Genomic DNA, 17438 nt, shown 5'->3' on the forward strand with positions numbered 1-17438 from the left:
AAATAGCTTTTACCAGTTAGGATTTTTCGCATGAGCTTCACCTGGACCGCACATCGATTCTCCGGCGGCGCGCTCGCACTGGACGTCGCCAATTCCGTGGTCCTGCGGTTCGACGCGGAGCGCCGGATCGATCGCTTCGACGATCCGGCGGCGATCGACAGCTTCGCCGAGGCCGCAAATCTCTACGGCGCCGAACGGAGCCGTTTCGGCACGCTCGTCCCGGCAAAATCAGAGCGCCGAAATGCGTTCATCGGATTGCGCGAGGCGACGGATCGCCATTTCCGCGCGCTGGTGCGGACTGAGGATCGGCCCGACCTCCTGGCCGATCTGCTCGAGGCGATCGCCACCGTCCTGCGTCAACCCGCGGACACGGGCAAAGGCACGCCGCTCGATGTGGCCACGGCGCATTCGGCACTTGGTCTCATTGCCGGACCGGAGAGGGAACGCCTCAAAATCTGCCCCAACTGCGCGTGGCTGTTTCTCGACCGCAGCCGCAACCGAAGCAGGACGTGGTGCGACATGGCGGTTTGTGGCAACCGCACGAAGGCCAGGCGTCATTATCGCCGCAGCAGGGAGGAACCGAAGCCATGAAGAGAGCCATGATATCCGCTCTGCTCGCCGCAGCGGTCGCTGCCGGCTGTCAACGCGAAAGCGGCAGGGATCCGCTCGAACTGACCGGCAAGATGTTCGTGTTCAACTATCGGCTGGCCTATGCGACCTATATGGTCACCCTCAACAAGACGGAGCCGGTTCCGGATGGGAGCACTGTCGTCGCAACCTTCGAAAACCCTGCCGGCGGCAATCCGCTGACCCTTGAACGGCGGCTTTTCCCGAAGCTGAACAAGGTGGTGCTGGAAAGTCCGGACATCGCCTGCGTGAAGAAGCAGAGACCCTATGCCGTGACCATCGAGGTCAAAGGGCCGGACGGGACATCGCTTCAGAGATTGGAGACCACTGTCATTTCGGACATCGATCAGGACGTGATGCCGGCGAAGCCCCTTGTCGAAGGTCCGGCCTACGACAAGAACCCGGAGGTCTTCAAGGACGGCAAGGCGCCGGCGCGCTTCGAGACCGCCACTTGCCCGACGTAAAAAGCCGGAGCGTCGCCGCCCCGGCTCGAAAATTACGTCCCTGCTTTAAAGATCAGCCGACGATCTCGGTGCCGGAGAACCAGTAGGCGATTTCCTCGGCAGCCGTTTCCGGGGCATCGGAACCGTGAACCGAATTTTCGCCGATCGAAAGAGCGTGGACCTTGCGGATCGTGCCCTCGGCGGCGTTAGCCGGGTTGGTAGCGCCCATGACTTCACGGTTCTTGGCAATGGCGTTTTCGCCTTCGAGAACCTGAACCACGGTCGGGCCGGAGGACATGAATTCGACGAGTTCGCCGAAGAACGGGCGCTCCTTGTGGACGGCATAGAAGCCTTCGGCTTCGCGACGGCTCATCCAGACGCGCTTCGAAGCGACGACGCGAAGGCCGGCATCCTCCAGCATCTTGGTGATGGCGCCGGTCAGGTTGCGCTTCGTCGCATCCGGCTTGATCATCGAAAAGGTACGTTCAATCGCCATTGGCTCAATTTCCCTTGCTCTTGAGAAGTGGCGGTTCATTAGCCGCCAATTCCGCGCAAAACAAGGGGGCGCGGCGATGATTCGCCCCCTCGCGCTGCAGTTTCACGCCGCTGTCACGCTGCGGCCCAAGCCGTCGTGAAGGTCGAGGCAGCGCTCGAACCAGTCGGTGACGACGTCGCCTGCGGCAAGCAGGCGGCGTGGCGAAGCGATACGCGCCCATTGCAGCGCGCCGAAGACGATATAATCGGCAAAGAGCGGCCCGTCGCCGCCGAGGAACGGCTGAAACTTCAGCATGTGGCGGAGCGGTTCGAGCTTCGCCGAGAAGGTTTCGAGGTCTCCGCGCCCGGCCTCGGCAACCGCCTCCAGCGGCCTTCCGAAGCGCTCCTCGCGGCTCGCCCGGAAATATGCCCGGTCGATCGGGTCGAGGCTGTCATGGATGTCCATGATCGCGATACGTCCGATCGCCGGATGCAAAACCGTTTGCGACCAGCCCTCGACAAAGCGAGCCATGGCCTTTCCGCCTTCGCCGGAAAACAGCGGGGGACGATCGGGATAGGCCTCTTCGAGATAGAGAGCGATATCGAAGCTGTCGCTGACGAGTTTCTCCCCGTCGCGCAGCAGGGGAACGATCTTCGTCGCCCCCTGCTCCAGCCTCGGAATCTCGGTGAAGCCGACGGGCGCGATGTCGAAGGCTAGGCCCTTGTGCGCGAGCGATAGCTTCGTCTTCCACACATGCGGCGAAAAGGGGCGGCTCCTGTCGGTTCCGGAGAGTGCATAGAGTTTGCGTGTCATTCAGGCTCCTGTATTTCGCTACCGAGGCACATAAGGGGAGCACCGCTTGCGGATCAAATCACTTAATTTCATCAGTAGCATTCGACACCCTGATACGGATTCGCGATAGGTTGCCGACCACACGAGGAGCCGACCACACGAGGAGATTGCCGATGCTCGACCATTACCGGATGTTTGCCGACTACAATCGCTGGGCGAACCGGCGTGTCTACGCTGCCGTCTCGGAACTACCGGATTCGGAATACCGCGAGGACAAGGGAGCCTTCTTCGGCTCGCTGCACGGGACGCTGAACCATATCCTCGCGGCGGACCGGATCTGGATGAAGCGGTTTACGAAAGAGGGCGAGGCGCCGTCGCGGCTTGACGCCATTCTGCACGAAGATTTCACCGGACTGACGGCGGCGCGGGCGGCCGAGGACGACCGCATCATTGCCTGGGTCGACAGCCTCGACGAGGCGCGCCTTGCAGGGCACTTCACCTACTCTCCGCTCACCAATCCGGTCGAGGTCACGGAACGGCTCGCACGGACGCTCGCTCACTTCTTCAACCATCAGACCCATCATCGCGGCCAGGCGCATGCGATCTTGACCGCGCTTAGGCAGCCCTCACTGACGCTGGACCTGGTTTTCTTCCTGCGGACCGAGGGCAAGAAGTGGGCCGAGTGACGCGAGGCCGGAGCCGCCCTCCGCGGCAAGCGAGATGCGCCTGTCTCGGGCACCGGCGAGCCACGCGATAAGTCGCCCCTGCCCCAGCCAGGCGGCAATGCCGAGCGCGATGCCCCCCAGGACAGAGCAGAAGGCAAACGCCAACGGCGAGAGCAAAGGCCGGATCGGCAGCAACAGCAACTCCGGCACGAAACGGTGCAGGATGTAGATATGAAAGCCCGCTGCGGAAAGCGGCAGGACCAGCCGCGTACCCCATTGCGGCATGCGAATGCGCGGCAGGAAGAGCAGCGCCGCCAGGACGGCGATCTGCAGCAGATATTTGACCTTCGTCCCGATCCAGACGCCCTCGTAGAGCCCGAGGAACAGGAAAACGCCTGTTCCTGCCAGCATTACCATCGAGCGTTCTTTCCACGTTTCGGCCATTGCCGCACACCAGCCGAGCACAGCCATGTAGAAGATCCATGGAAGGGTGAATATCTGGCGGTTGCCGATATCGACGAGAAGCGGAAACGCCATCCGCGCAGCGAAACCCGCGGCGAACAGCGCCATGCCCACGGCAAGAGGTCTCCTGGCCGCGGCGTGCCGGACGACCGGAACGGCAAACAGAGCGCCAAACACCAGCAGCATCTGACAATAGGCTTCGATGAACCAGTAAAGATAGGGCACCATGCCGTGGCGCCCGGGGTCGGCAAAGCCGAAATTCCCGACGAGAAAGACCGACGCCCAGGGTACCTGGCCCCAGGCGAGCGTGTAGCCCGCCACGATCAGATAATAAGGGACGAGAATCTGGACGAGCGGCCGCAGCAGCTTGTCTATCGCGCCGGAGAGCAGTGCGCCGCTCTGGAAGCGCGCTAGACCGAAGCCGGCGAGAATGACCATGGCAGCCGATCCTCCCGGAATCGGCCAAAGCGTCTCGTGGTGGACCACGACCAGCAGGATCGCCAGCGCCCGGATCAGCAGATCCGCGCCGATTCGGCGGCTCCTTCGATCGCGGCTGCCGAGGGCGGCGAGTTCGCCGATCGAGAGCTTTTCCCAGGCCTCCGGCAGTTCTCCGAGCCTCCTCTCGAGGCCGATCGAAAGCTGGACGAAACGGAGCGAGTCGCCACCAAGCGACAGAAAGCTGTCCTCCCGTCGAACCTTCTTCGGATAGAAGAGCTGGGCAAAAAGCGGCTCGACGTCCCCCTCTTCCGAACTGCCGCACGTTGCCGCGGCCGGCCGCTTGCGAAGGGCCGGGTAATCGATCTTGCCGGATGTCAATCTCGGCAACTTGTCGAGGCGGGAAGCCCCTAAATGCATCAAGGTCAAGCCGCTCGCCTCGACGAGCAGGCGGCGAACTTCATCCGGATCGCGGTTTCCCACATAGTAGGCATGAATTTCGGTGTCGCTGCCGACCACGGCCGCGGCGACGCCGTGCCGCTCCAGGGCCGCCTCCAGACCGTCGTGACCTATTCGGAGGCCGGCAATCTTCGATATCCGCTTTGTTCGTCCGACGATCCGGAAGAGCCCGTCCGCATCTCTTACGGCCAGATCGCCGGTCCGCAATTCCGACAACTCGGCCCCCCGCGCGAGATCGGCGCGTGACGACGCGTAGCCCATCATCACGTTCGGCCCGCGATAGACAAGCTCGCCGGGCTGATGGGCGCTGGAGATTATCCTTCCACCGTCGTCCTCTATCGTCAGGCTGCCGCCCGGGATGGCGATGCCGATCCGGTCTTCCCTGCCCCGGAGGCGGTCCGGCGGCATATAGGCCATGCGAGCGGTTGCCTCTGTCTGGCCGTACATCACGAAAAAGCACGCGTTGCGCGCGGAGAGATGCTCATTGTAGCGGCGAACGAGTTCCGGCGCCAAACGTCCGCCGGCCACAGTCATGAAGCGCAGCGCCGGAAAATCCCGCTCCCGGAATCCCGCCATTTCCAGGAGGTCGTAGGAATAGGGGACTCCGGCAAAATTGGAGCTGCCGCTCTGCGCAAGTTCATCGAGGAAGCCCTCGTCGAGGATGGAACAGCCCGGCATATAGACGCTCGCGCCCACGGCGAGGTGGGCGTTAAGGACGGAAAGCCCGTAGGAATAGTGGAGCGGCAGGATGAGGCAGCCTCGGTCCGCTTCCGTCAATCCGAGATATTCCGCGATTGATCGCGCATTGGACTGGATATTCATGTGCGACAGCCGCACCCATTTTCCCTGCCCGGTGCTGCCGGACGTCGAGAGCAGGACGGCAAGTTCGGGATGCGGCGCGATCGCATTTCCCGCCAGCCGCTCCATGCGCCAGCGATCGCCGAAGCGGCGGTAGCAATATTCCGGTTTGAAGACGTCGCGATCCTTGACCATGGAAGCGGTGCCGCACAGGGCGACCGCGTGGCCCGCCTCGAGTGCTGCGAGATAAGCGACGATAGCGTGTTCGGAAAGATCGGCCTCGATTATGACCAGGCCGCGATCGCCGCGCCACCGAGAAGCGAGCCGGTCGATGCGCTCGGCAAGTTCGCTGTAACTCACGATCCGCCCGCCGCGCAAAAGCAGCGCCGGCCGGTCGCCCCGCGCAGCAAGACTTGCAACACCGAACGGAGACACCGAAACTTCGCCTGAGCCGCCCAAAACCACCTCCATTTTAGCAAGGCGGCATATTATTGCTGACTCCCATCGTCAAGTATAAAGGGCGAAGCGGAGAGAGGACGTTGTGCGAAACGGTTTTGCGCGCGGAGTGCGCCGTTTGAAAAGGCCACCCCGGAGCACGAAAGACCCGGTTCGGGGGAACCGGGCCTTTCGTTCGGGCGGAGCCACAGGCGCGTGGGAGGCCGCGCCCGCTCCGTGACTCGTCGGCTGTGGCCTTAGCGGCTGAGGCCCTGGTAATATTCGCCTTCACCGCCGGAAACGACCTTCGGCTGCGGAGCATAGCCGACGGAACCGGTGGACGTACGGTCGAGGGAGCCGTCAGCACGGCGAACGGCCGTCTGGTCACCGGCTCGCGCTGCGCGTTCGGTGTAGAGCGGCTTGTCGCTGACACCCTGATAATAGCTGCCGCCGGCAAAGGCTGCGGACGCACCGCCGAGAACGGCTGTGGCAACGAGGGTGGCGGCGAGAGCAGTATGGATTGCGTTCCTCATGATCATCACTCCTGATCGGTCGTTCGCTTGAACGAAGGTTTCGTCGCGACCGCCTTGATCGGCACCATTCCGGACGCGGTGGCCTCGCCGATGGCGCCCGGTCTGATCAAAGGGTCAGAAGAGCATTCTCGTGCTCTCCGTCCGAAGATGTGGGGCCTCATGATGAGGATGGGAAGTATTGATTATCGGAACACGTTGTCCATGAATCCATAACAATCCTTACTTGAAAATGCCTTCGGCATCCTTATCCGAGCGATCGCGAGAGCAGTGGCGCGAGCCTCTTGCCTTCCCGAAAAAGTCCGGGCAAAAGGCCCGGATGATCCAGATATCCGGCCTCTCCGCCCGCATTGCGGGCCGTCTGCTTATCGACAACGCTTCCGTGACGCTTCCGGCGGGCACGAAGGCCGGGCTCGTCGGGCGCAACGGCGCCGGCAAGTCCACACTGTTTCGGGTCATCACCGGCGAGCTTGCGGCGGAAGCCGGCGGTGTTTTCTTGCCGAAGAACGCGCGGATCGGGCAGGTCGCACAGGAAGCGCCGGGGACGGAAGAGCCTCTGATCGAAATCGTGCTCAACGCCGACAGGGAACGCACCGCGCTCATCGCGGAGTCGGAGACGGCGATCGACCCGCACAGGATCGCCGAGATCCAGACGCGGCTCGCCGACATCGGCGCCCATTCTGCGGAAGCGCGCGCGGCAAGCATTCTCGCCGGTCTCGGCTTCGACCACGAGGCGCAGAAACGCCCCGCCTCCTCCTTTTCCGGTGGCTGGCGCATGCGCGTGGCGCTTGCCGCGGTCCTTTTTTCCGAGCCCGATCTGCTGCTCCTCGACGAGCCGACCAACTATCTCGACCTCGAAGGAACGCTGTGGCTCGAGGACTATATTCGCCGTTATCCGCACATCGTGATCATCATCAGCCACGATCGCGACCTCCTGAACACCGCGGTGAACGCGATCGTTCACCTCGATCAGAAGAAGCTCACCTTCTACCGCGGCTCCTACGATCAGTTCGAGCGGCAAAAGGCGGAAGCGGACGAACTGCAGATGAAGGCGAAAGCCAAGAACGAGGCGGCCCGCAAGCATCTGCAGAGCTTCATCGATCGCTTCAAGGCCAAGGCTTCCAAGGCCCGTCAGGCCCAGAGCCGCATCAAGGCATTGGAGCGGATGGGCACCGTTGCAGCCGTGATCGAAGACCATGTCCAGGGCTTCACCTTTCCGGACCCGGAGAAGCAGGTGGCCTCGCCCATCGTCGCCATCCAGGGCGGCGCGGTCGGCTACGAACCGGGCAAGCCTATCCTGAAGAGGCTCAATCTGCGCATCGATGCGGACGACCGGATCGCGCTTCTCGGGTCCAACGGCAACGGCAAATCCACCTTTGCGAAGTTCATCGCCGGACGCCTCCCCGCGCAAAGCGGCGAGGTGCGGATCGCCCCGGGGCTGAAGGTGGGCTTCTTCGCCCAGCACCAGCTCGACGACCTCGTGCCGACGCAGAGCGCCGTGGAGCACGTCCGCCGCCGCATGCCGGAAGCGCCGGAAGCGAAGGTGCGCTCCCGCGTGGCGCAGATGGGACTTGCAACCGAGAAGATGGACACCGCGGCCAAGGATCTCTCCGGTGGCGAAAAGGCGCGGCTTCTTATGGGCCTTGCCGCCTTCGAGGCGCCAAGTCTGCTTATCCTTGACGAGCCCACCAACCATCTCGACATCGACAGCCGCAATGCACTGATCGCCGCCCTCAACGACTTCTCCGGCGCGGTCATCCTCATTTCGCATGATCGCCACCTGATCGAAGCGACGGCCGACCGGCTGTGGCTGGTGCGCGAAGGAACCGTCACGAACTACGACGGCGACCTCGAGGACTATCGCGGGCTGATCGTCGGCGGGCCGAAGCCCAGGGACGACAAGCCCAGGGTGAACGGATCGGATGAGGCGCTCTCCAAGGCAGACCAGCGAAAGGCCAATGCGGACAGGCGAGCCTCACTGGCACCGCTCAGGAAAAAGATCAATGAGATCGAGTCCTTGACGGCCAAACTGGAGAAAGTGATTCAGGCCCTTGATACGGAGCTTGCAGATCCCGCGCTTTACGAGAAGGCCCCGGCAAAAGCGGCTCAGCGCGCCAAGGAGCGCGCCGATGCCGTCGAGAAACTTGCTGCTGCGGAAGAGCAATGGCTGGAGCTGTCGGCGGAATACGAGGAAGCGATGGCGGGATAATCAGCCCGGCTGCTCTCGATCACGATGTCTTTAGGTCGGGTCGACCTAAAGACATCGGCGGAAATGGCACAGTTTTCCTCATCCCGCTCTAGCCGAGCTCGAAGGTCGTGATCCCGTAAATCCGTGCAAGCGGCAGATCCGGTGCCGGTCCGCGATACATACGGGCGGTCTCGAAAACCGGCTTCATGTTGTAGCGCGTGCAAAGTGCTCGGGCGGACGCATTCGGCTCGGGAACGTCCAAATAGATCCGTTCCCCGCCGGTGCCGGTTGCGAGCTTGCGAAACAGGAGATCCGCACCGGTCTCGCTGTCGGCGAGCAGCGGACCGATCTTGTAGCCTTCGCGGCACTTGCGGATCGTTCCGTACCCCGTGATGGCGCCGTCTCGCAGCAGGACCACGCTTCTGCGCGTCTGCAACTGCTTGGTCCATTCGCGCAGAAACGCCTCGCGCCGCGTTGGATTGAACCTCATGTCATAATCGATCAGCGTCGCCGAATGCACCGGCGCCACGTCGACAAGCTCGGTGCCGGGCGGCTCGGTCACGTTCACCACGCCGCCGTAGCGTATGTTCGCGTGCGCCCAGCCGAAACCCGATTTCCGATAGTTTCCCTGCTGGCCCACGACCCCGTCGAGGCCGATGGTCCGCCCCTCGGCCCTTGCAATCGCCCACTTCCAGAGATCGAGGCCGATGCCCCTGCCCCGATACGCCTCGTCGGCGATGAAAAAGCCGAGAAACGCGTAACCGCTGCCATAGCGCACGAGCGAAATGGCAGCGGCAAGCCGCTCTTCCTCGACCGCGACCCAGTAGCCTTCTGGATCGGCGGCCCAGAAAGCATTGCCGTCGTCAGTACCGGGATTCCATCCCTCCCTGGCGGCCCAGTCGATGATCGTGTCGAGCTCGGCCCGTGTCGCAAGACGAATATGTGGCATCTGAAATCCTGACTTCGGAGACCCCCCTCGAGAGGCAAGAAGACGGACAAGATAGATTTGGGTTCCATCTTGTCCACCCAAGCGGCTAGGCTAATTTTTGCAACTGGATGCCGGCTTGTCGGCATTTCCCAATCTGCTAAAAGGGTGCGGAATAAATCATACTAATCAGGGCGGAAAACACCATGTCCCCAATCAACATTGCCATCGTTGGCGTCGGCAAGATCGTGCGCGATCAACATCTGCCGGCGCTTGCGAAGAACGCGGACTACCGCCTGATCGCAGCCGCGAGCCGCCATGGAACGGTGGACGGCATCGACAATTTCAAGTCGATCGAGGCCATGCTCGAGGCCGTGCCGGGGGTCGAGGCGGTTTCGCTCTGCATGCCGCCGCAATACCGCTACGAGGCGGCGCGTACCGCACTTGCCGCCGGCAAGCATGTCTTCCTCGAAAAGCCGCCGGGCGCGACTTTGAGCGAGGTCGCGGACCTGGAGGCGCTGGCGGACGAAAAAGGCGTTTCGCTTTTCGCGAGCTGGCACTCGCGCTATGCGCCGGCAGTGGAGGCGGCAAAGACGTTTCTGGCGTCGACCGCGATACGCAACGTCCGGATCATCTGGAAGGAAGATGTTCGCCACTGGCATCCGAACCAGGAGTGGATCTGGGCAGCCGGCGGTCTGGGCGTCTTCGATCCCGGCATCAATGCACTCTCGATCATGACCCACATCCTGCCCCGGCCGGTCTTCATCACCTCCGCGACACTCGAATTTCCCGAAAATCGCGACGCGCCGATCGCCGCCACGATCGCCTTCAGCGATGCCGAAAAGCTCGATGTCGCTGCCGAGTTCGATTGGCGCCAGACAGGCAAGCAGAGCTGGGACATCGTCGCTGAAACCGACGCGGGCGAGATGGTCCTCTCCGAGGGCGGCGCCAAACTCGCGATCAACGGCAAGATCGTCCACGAGGAGCCCGAGCAGGAGTACCCCATGCTCTATCGGCGTTTCGCCGAGATCATCAAAGCCGGCAGATCGGATGTCGACCTGGCGCCGCTCCGGCACGTGGCCGACGCCTTCATGCTCGGCCGCCGCAAATTCGTCGAGGCATTCCACGACTAAGTGTGGCGTGTGCGGACATGGTGCTGTCGCCCTCGCCGCCGCTGATGCCCCTCTCCCCGGTTAAACCCGAGGGGACGAGTACGACGCTGCCGCGAGTCTCTTTCGCACCGCCTGCGGGGAGAAGGTGGAAGGCAGGCCGGATGCGGGGCAACCGGTTCCGGCCTGATTCGCGTCGATCACGCCTTCTTTTCCCATCTTCCGTCACGGTTCTGCTGCCAGTAGGTGAGATTGTGCCCCTCGCCCTTTAGCCGCTTCCACTGATCGCGCGCCGCCTCGAGCTGCTGCTGGTCGTAGCCGTCGAACATGAAAACAACCCGCTCATATTCCGAAACCGGCGGCGGCTCGGCGCCGTCGACGACGAAGCGCACAGTCGCGGCGTTCCGGTTGCCTTCATCGGCAACGACGAGAATCGGTTGCTCCGCCGCGAAATCGCCGGCGTCCGTCCCGTGCGGCAGGAAGCTGTCGTCCCGATAGACCCATAGATGCGTATCCAGCGCATCGCGCCTTTCGGCGTCGATCGTCTGCACGACCACCCGCCAGCCGCGCTCGATGCTCTTGTCGAGCAGAGGCGGCAGGGCGTCTTCGAGCTTCGATTCCGTCAGGTGGTAAAAAAGGATCTCGGTCATTCCGATCTCGGGCCAACGGTCACGATTCGTAGTTCGCGCGCACCAGCTGGTCGAGGAGACGAACGCCGAAGCCCGAGCCCCATGACTGATTGATCTCGTCGGTCGGCGAGCCCATGGCGGTGCCGGCGATGTCGAGATGCGCCCAGGGGGTGTCCTTGACGAAGCGTTTCAGGAACTGCGCCGCGGTGACAGAGCCGCCGTGCCGGCCGCCGGTGTTCTTCATATCGGCGAACTTGCTGTCGATCATCTTGTCGTATTCCTTGCCGAGCGGCATCCGCCACAGTCGCTCCTGCGTCGCCAAACCGGCGGCGAGCAACTGCTCCGCCAGCCGGTCGTCGTTCGAAAACAGCCCCGCGTAATGATTGCTGAGCGCTACCATGATCGCGCCGGTCAGCGTTGCCAGATCGATCATCAGCTGCGGCTTGAAGCGATCATTGCAGTACCAGAGGGCATCGCCGAGGACGAGCCTGCCTTCGGCGTCGGTGTTGATCACCTCGATGGTCTGCCCGGACATGGACGTCACGATGTCGCCCGGCCGCTGGGCACTTCCGTCCGGCATGTTCTCCACGAGCCCGATGATACCTATGGCATTGACGGCTGCCTTGCGCGCAGCAAGGACATGCATGAGGCCGGTCACTGCCGCCGCTCCGCCCATATCGCCCTTCATTTCCTCCATGCCGGAAGCGGGCTTGATCGAAATGCCGCCGGTGTCGAAGACGACCCCCTTGCCGATGAAGGCGACCGGCTTTTCCTTGGCCCTTCCACCCTTCCACTGCATGACCACCAGCCGCGGTGGACGGGACGAGCCTTGCGCCACGCCGAGGAGTGCGCCCATGCCGAGCTTCTTCATCTCCCGCTCGGTCAGGATCTCGACATCCACGCCGAGTTTTTCCAGTTCCTTCGCGCGCGCCGCGAACTCGACGGGGCCCAGCACGTTGGCGGGCTCGTTGACGAGATCGCGCGCCAGAAACACGCCTTCTCCGACCGCCTGGGCCGTCGTGAAGGCCTTTTTCGCTGCGATCACCGTGCCGGTGACGATGGTGACCTTGACCGGTTTCTGCGCCGCCTTCGGCTCGTCATCCGATTTCCGGGTCTTGTAGCTCTCGAAGCCGTAGGCATTCATTTCCATGCCAAGGGCGAAATCCGCAGCTGCCTTGCCGGTGACTTCGAGCCCCGGCGCATCGAGGAAAACCGTGATCTTTTCGGCAGACCGCGATTTCGCAGCCGCGGCGCCACCGGCCTTCAGCCAGTCGTGATCGCCGACTCCGCCCGCGTCCCCGAGGCCGAGCAGGACAATCCGATCGGCCGGCGAGCCGTGCGGCGCAATGACGTCGAGAGTCGAGAGCGCCTTGCCCGTGAACTTCCCGATCTTCGCCGCCTTCGGCAGGACGCCCTCCGGATCGGCGACAGCCGCCCCGGCCGCTTCCTTGGCGCCCGCAACCTGCAGGAGTATCGCGACGCCGCCGGCCGGGCGGTGGGATTTGCTGAAAGAAAACTCGAATTTCATCGGCATGCAGGACTCCAGGCACTTTCTGACGGTGGCGCCCGGCCTGTTACCGGACGGCTACAGTGACCGACATTCGCGACGTCGGCGGTGATCGAAGCTGTGGGGCGCACCCTTCTCGCTTTTCAGGCGCTTGGCAAGATGCTCGCACATGTTTACATGCGGTTAACCGAAATTCTTCGGCTTATATTTTCCCTGTTGTCGCATACTCCGATTCGCGGCACGGGGACGAAGACGGCCACCTCGGCCGGCAAGAAATTGCGCGCTCGTCCGCAACCGAACGGCATACGAAATTGAGCAGGACCTTGGACCGGATACGGCTATGAAGCTCATCGAACGCTACATATTCCGGCGCGCCACGATCATGTTCCTGGCGACGCTCCTGCCGTTGATGGGCATCGTGTGGACCACGCAGGCGCTCACCAATGTCAACCTCGTTACCGACAGCGGTCAATCGATCATTGCCTTCCTGAAGCTCGCGACGCTGATTCTGCCGTCGGTCGTGCCGATCATCCTGCCCTTTGCCTTGGTGATCGGCGTGACGCAGACGCTGAGCGCGATGAACACCGATTCAGAGCTTACGGTGCTCAGTGCCGCCGGCAGTTCGCGCATGTCCATCATCCGGCCGGTGATGTTTCTCGCGGCAGGACTGAGCGTCCTCTCCTTCGCCATCGACAATTTCGTCGAGCCTTATTCGCGCGTTGCGGTACGCAAGATGATCGCGACGGCCCATGCGGATCTGCTTGCCTCCGTCGTCCAGGAGAACGCATTCCGCAAGATTACCGACGGGCTTTACGTTCAGGTCGGCGCCCGCCGCAGCGGCGGCGTGCTGCAGGGCATCTTCGTCGCCGATGCGCGCGATCCGAATTTCGAACTCGTCTACTATGCGCGCGAAGGAGCCGTCGACGAGGAACGCTCCGCGCTGGTGATGAAGGACGGAGAGGTCCACCGCAAACTGCCGGACGGCGACGTTTCCATCATCAAGTTCGACTCCTACGCCTTCGATCTGACCGACCTGACCAGGATGGCGGGAGAGGCCAATATCCGCGCCAAGGACCGCGATCTCTTCTATCTGCTTGACCCCGATCCCGACGACGAAGCCTACAAGAGAGCTCCGCGCGCCTTTGCGGCGGAGCTGCACCGGCGCTTCACCGAATGGACCTTTCCGCTGCTCTTCGGCCTCATTGCACTGGTCGTCAGCAGCGATGCCCGGTCGCATCGCGAGGCACGCGTGCACCCGATGGTCAGCGCTCTTGGAGCGGCTCTGGTCATCCGGTGGATGACGTTCTACGCGGCCAACAGCGCCGAAGATTCGGTATGGTTCGTGCCGCTCATGTATCTGATCCCGCTGGTGACGGGAGCGCTTGCCATACAGCAGCTTGCCAGCAACCGGCGCCTCGACATCCCCATGACCTGGCAGGAAAAGCTCACTGACCTCATGGTCAGGCTACGGCTCGTGCGGCCGGCGGGTGCCGACGGGGAGCAGCCCTCATGATTTTCAACACGCTCGGACGTTATTTCTTCAAACGTTATGCACGCACCACGTTTTGGTTCCTCGTCGGCATTTTCGCGCTGATCTTCATCATCGACTTCAGCGAACTGACCAGCCGCATGTCGAACCTGCCACATTACACGGTGTCGGGCGCGCTGCTGATGACCGCGTTCCGCATTCCGACGATTCTGCAGCAAACGGTGCCCTTCGTCGCGCTTTTCGCGGCGATGGCTGCATTGATCTCCCTTAACCGGCGCTATGAACTCGTCGTAACCCGGGCGGCGGGCATTTCCGTCTGGCAATTCCTGCGTCCATTCGTCGTCGGCGCCCTGCTCTTCGGCGTGCTTGCCGTGGTCGTGATCAACCCGCTTGCCGCCTGGGGAACCAAGAAGGCGGAAGCGCTGGAGGCGGAGTGGGGCTCCACCCGTTCGGCCGCCGCGAACTCGATTCCCTGGCTCCGGCAGATCTACGACGGCACCGACACGATCATCGGCGCACGCTCCGTCCAGAACGGCGGCACCGAGCTGATCAACGTGACCGTTATCCACTTCGATCCACAGGGCGCAATCACGCTCCGGCAGGATGCGAAGTCGGCGAAACTCGAAGATGGTTACTGGCTTCTTAACGGCGTCGTCGAGACGGAGGTCGGGCGCCTGCCGCGTCGTATGGAAACGGCACAGCTTCGCACCAACCTGAAGCCGGATTTCGTCCAGGAACGTCTGGCAAAGGCTGATTCTATTCAGTTTTTTGACCTTCCGCGGAAAATCGAAGTGGCACGGTCCTTCGGCTTTTCCACCAACGGCCTGGAAACGCAATTTCACTCTCTCATGTCGCTGCCGCTGCTCCTCGTCGCCATGACGCTGATCGCCGCCTGCGTCTCGTTAAAATTTAGCCGGTTCAACCAATCTCGATCGGTGATTCTCGGTGGAATCCTGTCGGGCTTCGTGCTTTATGTCGTCACCGTGCTTGTCAAAGCATTCGGGAGCAGCGGCATTGTGCCTCCGTTCGTTGCAGCCTGGCTGCCGGTTGTTGTAGCAATGGCGCTGGGCTCGACGATTCTACTGCATCAGGAGGATGGCTAGTGGCGGCAGGCAACCGCAAACGCATGAAGCTTACCAACGCTGCCCTGCTTGCAGGCGTGGCGCTGCATATGCTTGCCATCGGAATGAATGCGCCAGCCAAGGCGCAGGATGCAGGGACGCGAATCGACGAACTGCAGCCGAATATTCCTGCCGACGCCAAGCTGCTGCTGACCGCCAATGAGCTCGTCTACAATCGCGACACGGAAAAGGTGACCGTACGCGGCAATGTGCAGATCGAATACGGCGGCTACAAGATGGTGGCCCGGCAGGTCGATTACGACCAGAAATCCGGCCGCATCCTCGCGATCGGCGACATCCAGCTCATCGAGCCGGGCGGCAACATCGTTTATGCCGACAGAATGGACGTCACCGACGACTTCGGCAACGGCTTCGTCCAGGCCCTCAGGATCGAAACGACGGATCTGACGCGCCTGGCGGCGGAAACCGGCGAAAGACGCAACGGCGAGGAATTCATCCTCAACAAGGCTGTCTACACCGCATGCACGCCGTGCAACACCAAGCCGGAACATCGCTCTCTGTGGCACATCAAGGCCCAGCGAATCATTCAGAACGGACGCACCCGTACCATTCGGCTCGAGCACGCCTATTTCGAGCTCTTCGGCAAGCCGATCGCCTACATTCCGGTGATGGAAATCCCGGACCATACGGTCAAGCGCAAGAGTGGCTTCCTGTTCCCGCAGTTCCGCTACACGCAAAAGCTCGGCGCCGGCGTAGGAGTGCCCTACTACTGGGCGATCTCGCCCTACATGGACGCGACGATCACCGGCACCGGGCTGACCCGCCAGGGTTTTCTCCTGGAAGGTGAGTTCCGGCAGCAGTTCCACAACGGCCTGCACACGCTGAACGTCGCCGGCATCAGCCAGCTGGACAGGGAGCAATTCACACCTGGGACCGTGGACGCGCTGGAAACCAATCGCGGCATGATCGCTTCGCGGGGCAAATTCGAGATCAATCCGCGCTGGAGCTTCGGCTGGAACGTCCTCGTCCAGTCGGACAACAACTTCGCCAAGACCTACGATCTGTCGACCTTCGACGGCACGACCTATGTGAACCAGGCCTATCTCACGGGCCTTGGAAAACGCAATTATTTCGACCTGCGGGCTTTCTATTTCGACATTCAGGATGCCGACCCAAACAGCCTCGACGAAAACAAGCAGCCGATCGCGCAGGTCCTCGACTATTCCTACACTGCACCGGAGCCGATCCTGGGCGGCGAACTCAACGCCGATTTCAACCTTACCAACATCAAGCGCAACCGGCTCGACAGGATAAACGTGCTGGGGGTCGAGCGCTTCCGCGGCCTCGAGGGTACCTCGCACAGGCTCACCGGCGAACTCGAATGGAAGCGGACCTTCATTGCGCCCGGCGGACTTGTGCTGACACCGCTGCTCGCGGCACGCGGCGATGCCCTCGGCATGAATGTGGATGACCCGGTCGGTTACACCGGCAACTTCAGCAGCAGCGATGCCGAGACCCGTAGAATGTTGACCGCCGGTCTCGAGGCGCGCTATCCGATCCTCTTCGCTGGAGAGACGAGCACCCACGTTCTCGAGCCGATCGGGCAGCTGTATGCGCGTCCGGACGAGCAATATGCGGGCGGACTGCCGAACGAAGACGCGCAGAGTTTCGTCTTCGATGCGACCAACCTCTTCGATCGCGACAAATTCTCCGGTTACGATCGTATCGAGGGCGGTACGCGCGCGAATATCGGCCTGCGCTATACTGGAAGCTTCGACAGCGGCTTCGGCCTGCGCGCCATAGCCGGCCAGTCGTTTCACCTTGGCGGCCTCAATTCCTTCGCGACGGACGATCTCGTCAAGGTCGGGGCGGATTCGGGCCTCGAAACCGACAGTTCCGACTATGTCGCCATGTTGGGTATCGATGCCCCGTCCGGTCTGATGGCGAGCCTCTCCGGACGGCTGGACGAAAGCGACTTCTCGCTGCGCCGCGCCGATGCAACGGTCGGCTATCTCGGGCTGAACTGGCAGGCCGCTCTCACCTATACGCGGATCGAAGCGCAGCCGACCTATGGCTCACCGTTCGATCAGGACGAAATCCAGACCGCTGCCGCCTACCGATTCCACGAATATTGGTCGGTTTTCGGCGCGGTGACCTACGACATCGACGCGGGCGTCGTCTCCCGCAACGGCCTCGGCATCACCTATGACGACCAGGACACGCTGTTCTCGATCGTCTACAAGCAGGAGCGGGACACCGACAGTTCGCTCGCGAACGATTGGTCGATCGGCGCCCGCATCAGCTTCCGCACGCTCGGTGACGTCTATGTCGGCGACACCAAGTTCGACGAACTGGACTACTTCTAGAGCGTTTGAAACGGCGCACTTC

15 protein-coding genes are annotated in these 17438 nt (G+C 62.3%); 8 read left to right on the forward strand and 7 right to left on the reverse strand.

Annotation, left to right across the window (positions count from 1 at the left end; genetic code table 11):
• Positions 1–30 precede the first annotated feature (30 nt).
• Positions 31–591, forward strand: a complete 561-nt coding sequence (locus ACFHWW_RS28595) for a CGNR zinc finger domain-containing protein (protein WP_275596506.1) — start codon at positions 31–33, stop codon at positions 589–591.
• Positions 588–1091: a hypothetical protein gene (locus ACFHWW_RS28600; protein WP_379942493.1), complete on the forward strand. Its 504-nt coding sequence runs from the start codon at positions 588–590 to the stop codon at positions 1089–1091. Before ACFHWW_RS28595 ends, ACFHWW_RS28600 begins: the two co-directional genes overlap by 4 nt.
• Before the next feature lie 52 nt (positions 1092–1143).
• On the opposite strand, the gene ndk is transcribed toward ACFHWW_RS28600, so the two are convergent.
• The gene (ndk, locus tag ACFHWW_RS28605; RefSeq protein WP_003531616.1) at positions 1144–1566 is read right to left on the reverse strand and encodes a nucleoside-diphosphate kinase; all 423 of its coding nucleotides are present in this window, start codon (positions 1564–1566) and stop codon (positions 1144–1146) included.
• Positions 1567–1668: 102 nt separating this feature from the next.
• Positions 1669–2358 (reverse strand): glutathione S-transferase family protein, encoded by a 690-nt coding sequence (locus tag ACFHWW_RS28610; protein WP_338278863.1) that lies wholly within the window; start codon positions 2356–2358, stop codon positions 1669–1671.
• A gap of 152 nt (positions 2359–2510) precedes the next feature.
• Here ACFHWW_RS28610 and ACFHWW_RS28615 point away from each other — a divergent pair, with 152 nt between their 5' ends.
• Entirely contained in the window at positions 2511–3023 is a 513-nt protein-coding gene (locus ACFHWW_RS28615; protein WP_338278861.1) for a DinB family protein, read from the forward strand.
• On the opposite strand, the gene ACFHWW_RS28620 is transcribed toward ACFHWW_RS28615, so the two are convergent.
• Positions 2964–5615 (reverse strand): AMP-binding protein, encoded by a 2652-nt coding sequence (locus ACFHWW_RS28620; RefSeq protein ID WP_379942496.1) that lies wholly within the window; start codon positions 5613–5615, stop codon positions 2964–2966. The genes ACFHWW_RS28615 and ACFHWW_RS28620 overlap by 60 nt on opposite strands.
• 233 nt (positions 5616–5848) lie before the next feature.
• Positions 5849–6130, reverse strand: a complete 282-nt coding sequence (locus tag ACFHWW_RS28625) for a hypothetical protein (protein ID WP_003531620.1) — start codon at positions 6128–6130, stop codon at positions 5849–5851.
• A 310-nt stretch (positions 6131–6440) separates the two neighbouring features.
• Between ACFHWW_RS28625 and ACFHWW_RS28630 the strand changes: the two genes are divergently transcribed.
• Positions 6441–8330, forward strand: a complete 1890-nt coding sequence (locus ACFHWW_RS28630; RefSeq protein ID WP_379942498.1) for an ABC-F family ATP-binding cassette domain-containing protein — start codon at positions 6441–6443, stop codon at positions 8328–8330.
• 88 nt (positions 8331–8418) lie between these two features.
• On the opposite strand, the gene ACFHWW_RS28635 is transcribed toward ACFHWW_RS28630, so the two are convergent.
• Positions 8419–9258, reverse strand: a complete 840-nt coding sequence (locus tag ACFHWW_RS28635) for a GNAT family N-acetyltransferase (protein ID WP_018094676.1) — start codon at positions 9256–9258, stop codon at positions 8419–8421.
• Positions 9259–9440: 182 nt separating this feature from the next.
• Here ACFHWW_RS28635 and ACFHWW_RS28640 point away from each other — a divergent pair, with 182 nt between their 5' ends.
• Positions 9441–10367, forward strand: a complete 927-nt coding sequence (locus ACFHWW_RS28640; protein ID WP_379942500.1) for a Gfo/Idh/MocA family protein — start codon at positions 9441–9443, stop codon at positions 10365–10367.
• A gap of 176 nt (positions 10368–10543) precedes the next feature.
• On the opposite strand, the gene ACFHWW_RS28645 is transcribed toward ACFHWW_RS28640, so the two are convergent.
• Entirely contained in the window at positions 10544–10993 is a 450-nt protein-coding gene (locus tag ACFHWW_RS28645; protein WP_100672117.1) for a DNA polymerase III subunit chi, read from the reverse strand.
• 19 nt (positions 10994–11012) lie between these two features.
• Positions 11013–12506 carry a leucyl aminopeptidase gene (locus ACFHWW_RS28650; RefSeq protein WP_379942502.1) on the reverse strand — a complete coding sequence of 498 codons (1494 nt, stop codon included), beginning with the start codon at positions 12504–12506 and terminating at the stop codon, positions 11013–11015.
• 313 nt (positions 12507–12819) lie between these two features.
• Between ACFHWW_RS28650 and lptF the strand changes: the two genes are divergently transcribed.
• Genes lptF through ACFHWW_RS28665 form a run of 3 tightly spaced genes read left to right on the forward strand, consistent with a single transcriptional unit; the run spans position 12820 to position 17416 of the window.
• On the forward strand, positions 12820–13992 hold the full coding sequence (gene lptF, locus ACFHWW_RS28655; RefSeq protein ID WP_100672115.1) for an LPS export ABC transporter permease LptF: 1173 nt from the start codon (positions 12820–12822) through the stop codon (positions 13990–13992).
• A complete protein-coding gene (lptG, locus tag ACFHWW_RS28660; protein WP_018094670.1) occupies positions 13989–15071 on the forward strand; it encodes an LPS export ABC transporter permease LptG in 1083 nt (360 codons plus the stop codon). Before lptF ends, lptG begins: the two co-directional genes overlap by 4 nt.
• Positions 15071–17416, forward strand: coding sequence for an LPS-assembly protein LptD (locus tag ACFHWW_RS28665; RefSeq protein ID WP_379942505.1), 2346 nt, complete (start codon positions 15071–15073; stop codon positions 17414–17416). The genes lptG and ACFHWW_RS28665 overlap by 1 nt, the downstream gene beginning before the upstream one ends.
• Positions 17417–17438: the final 22 nt, after the last annotated feature.

Origin of the sequence: Sinorhizobium sp. P24N7 (assembly GCF_042436655.1) — a bacterium.
GTDB lineage: Bacteria > Pseudomonadota > Alphaproteobacteria > Rhizobiales > Rhizobiaceae > Sinorhizobium > Sinorhizobium meliloti_A.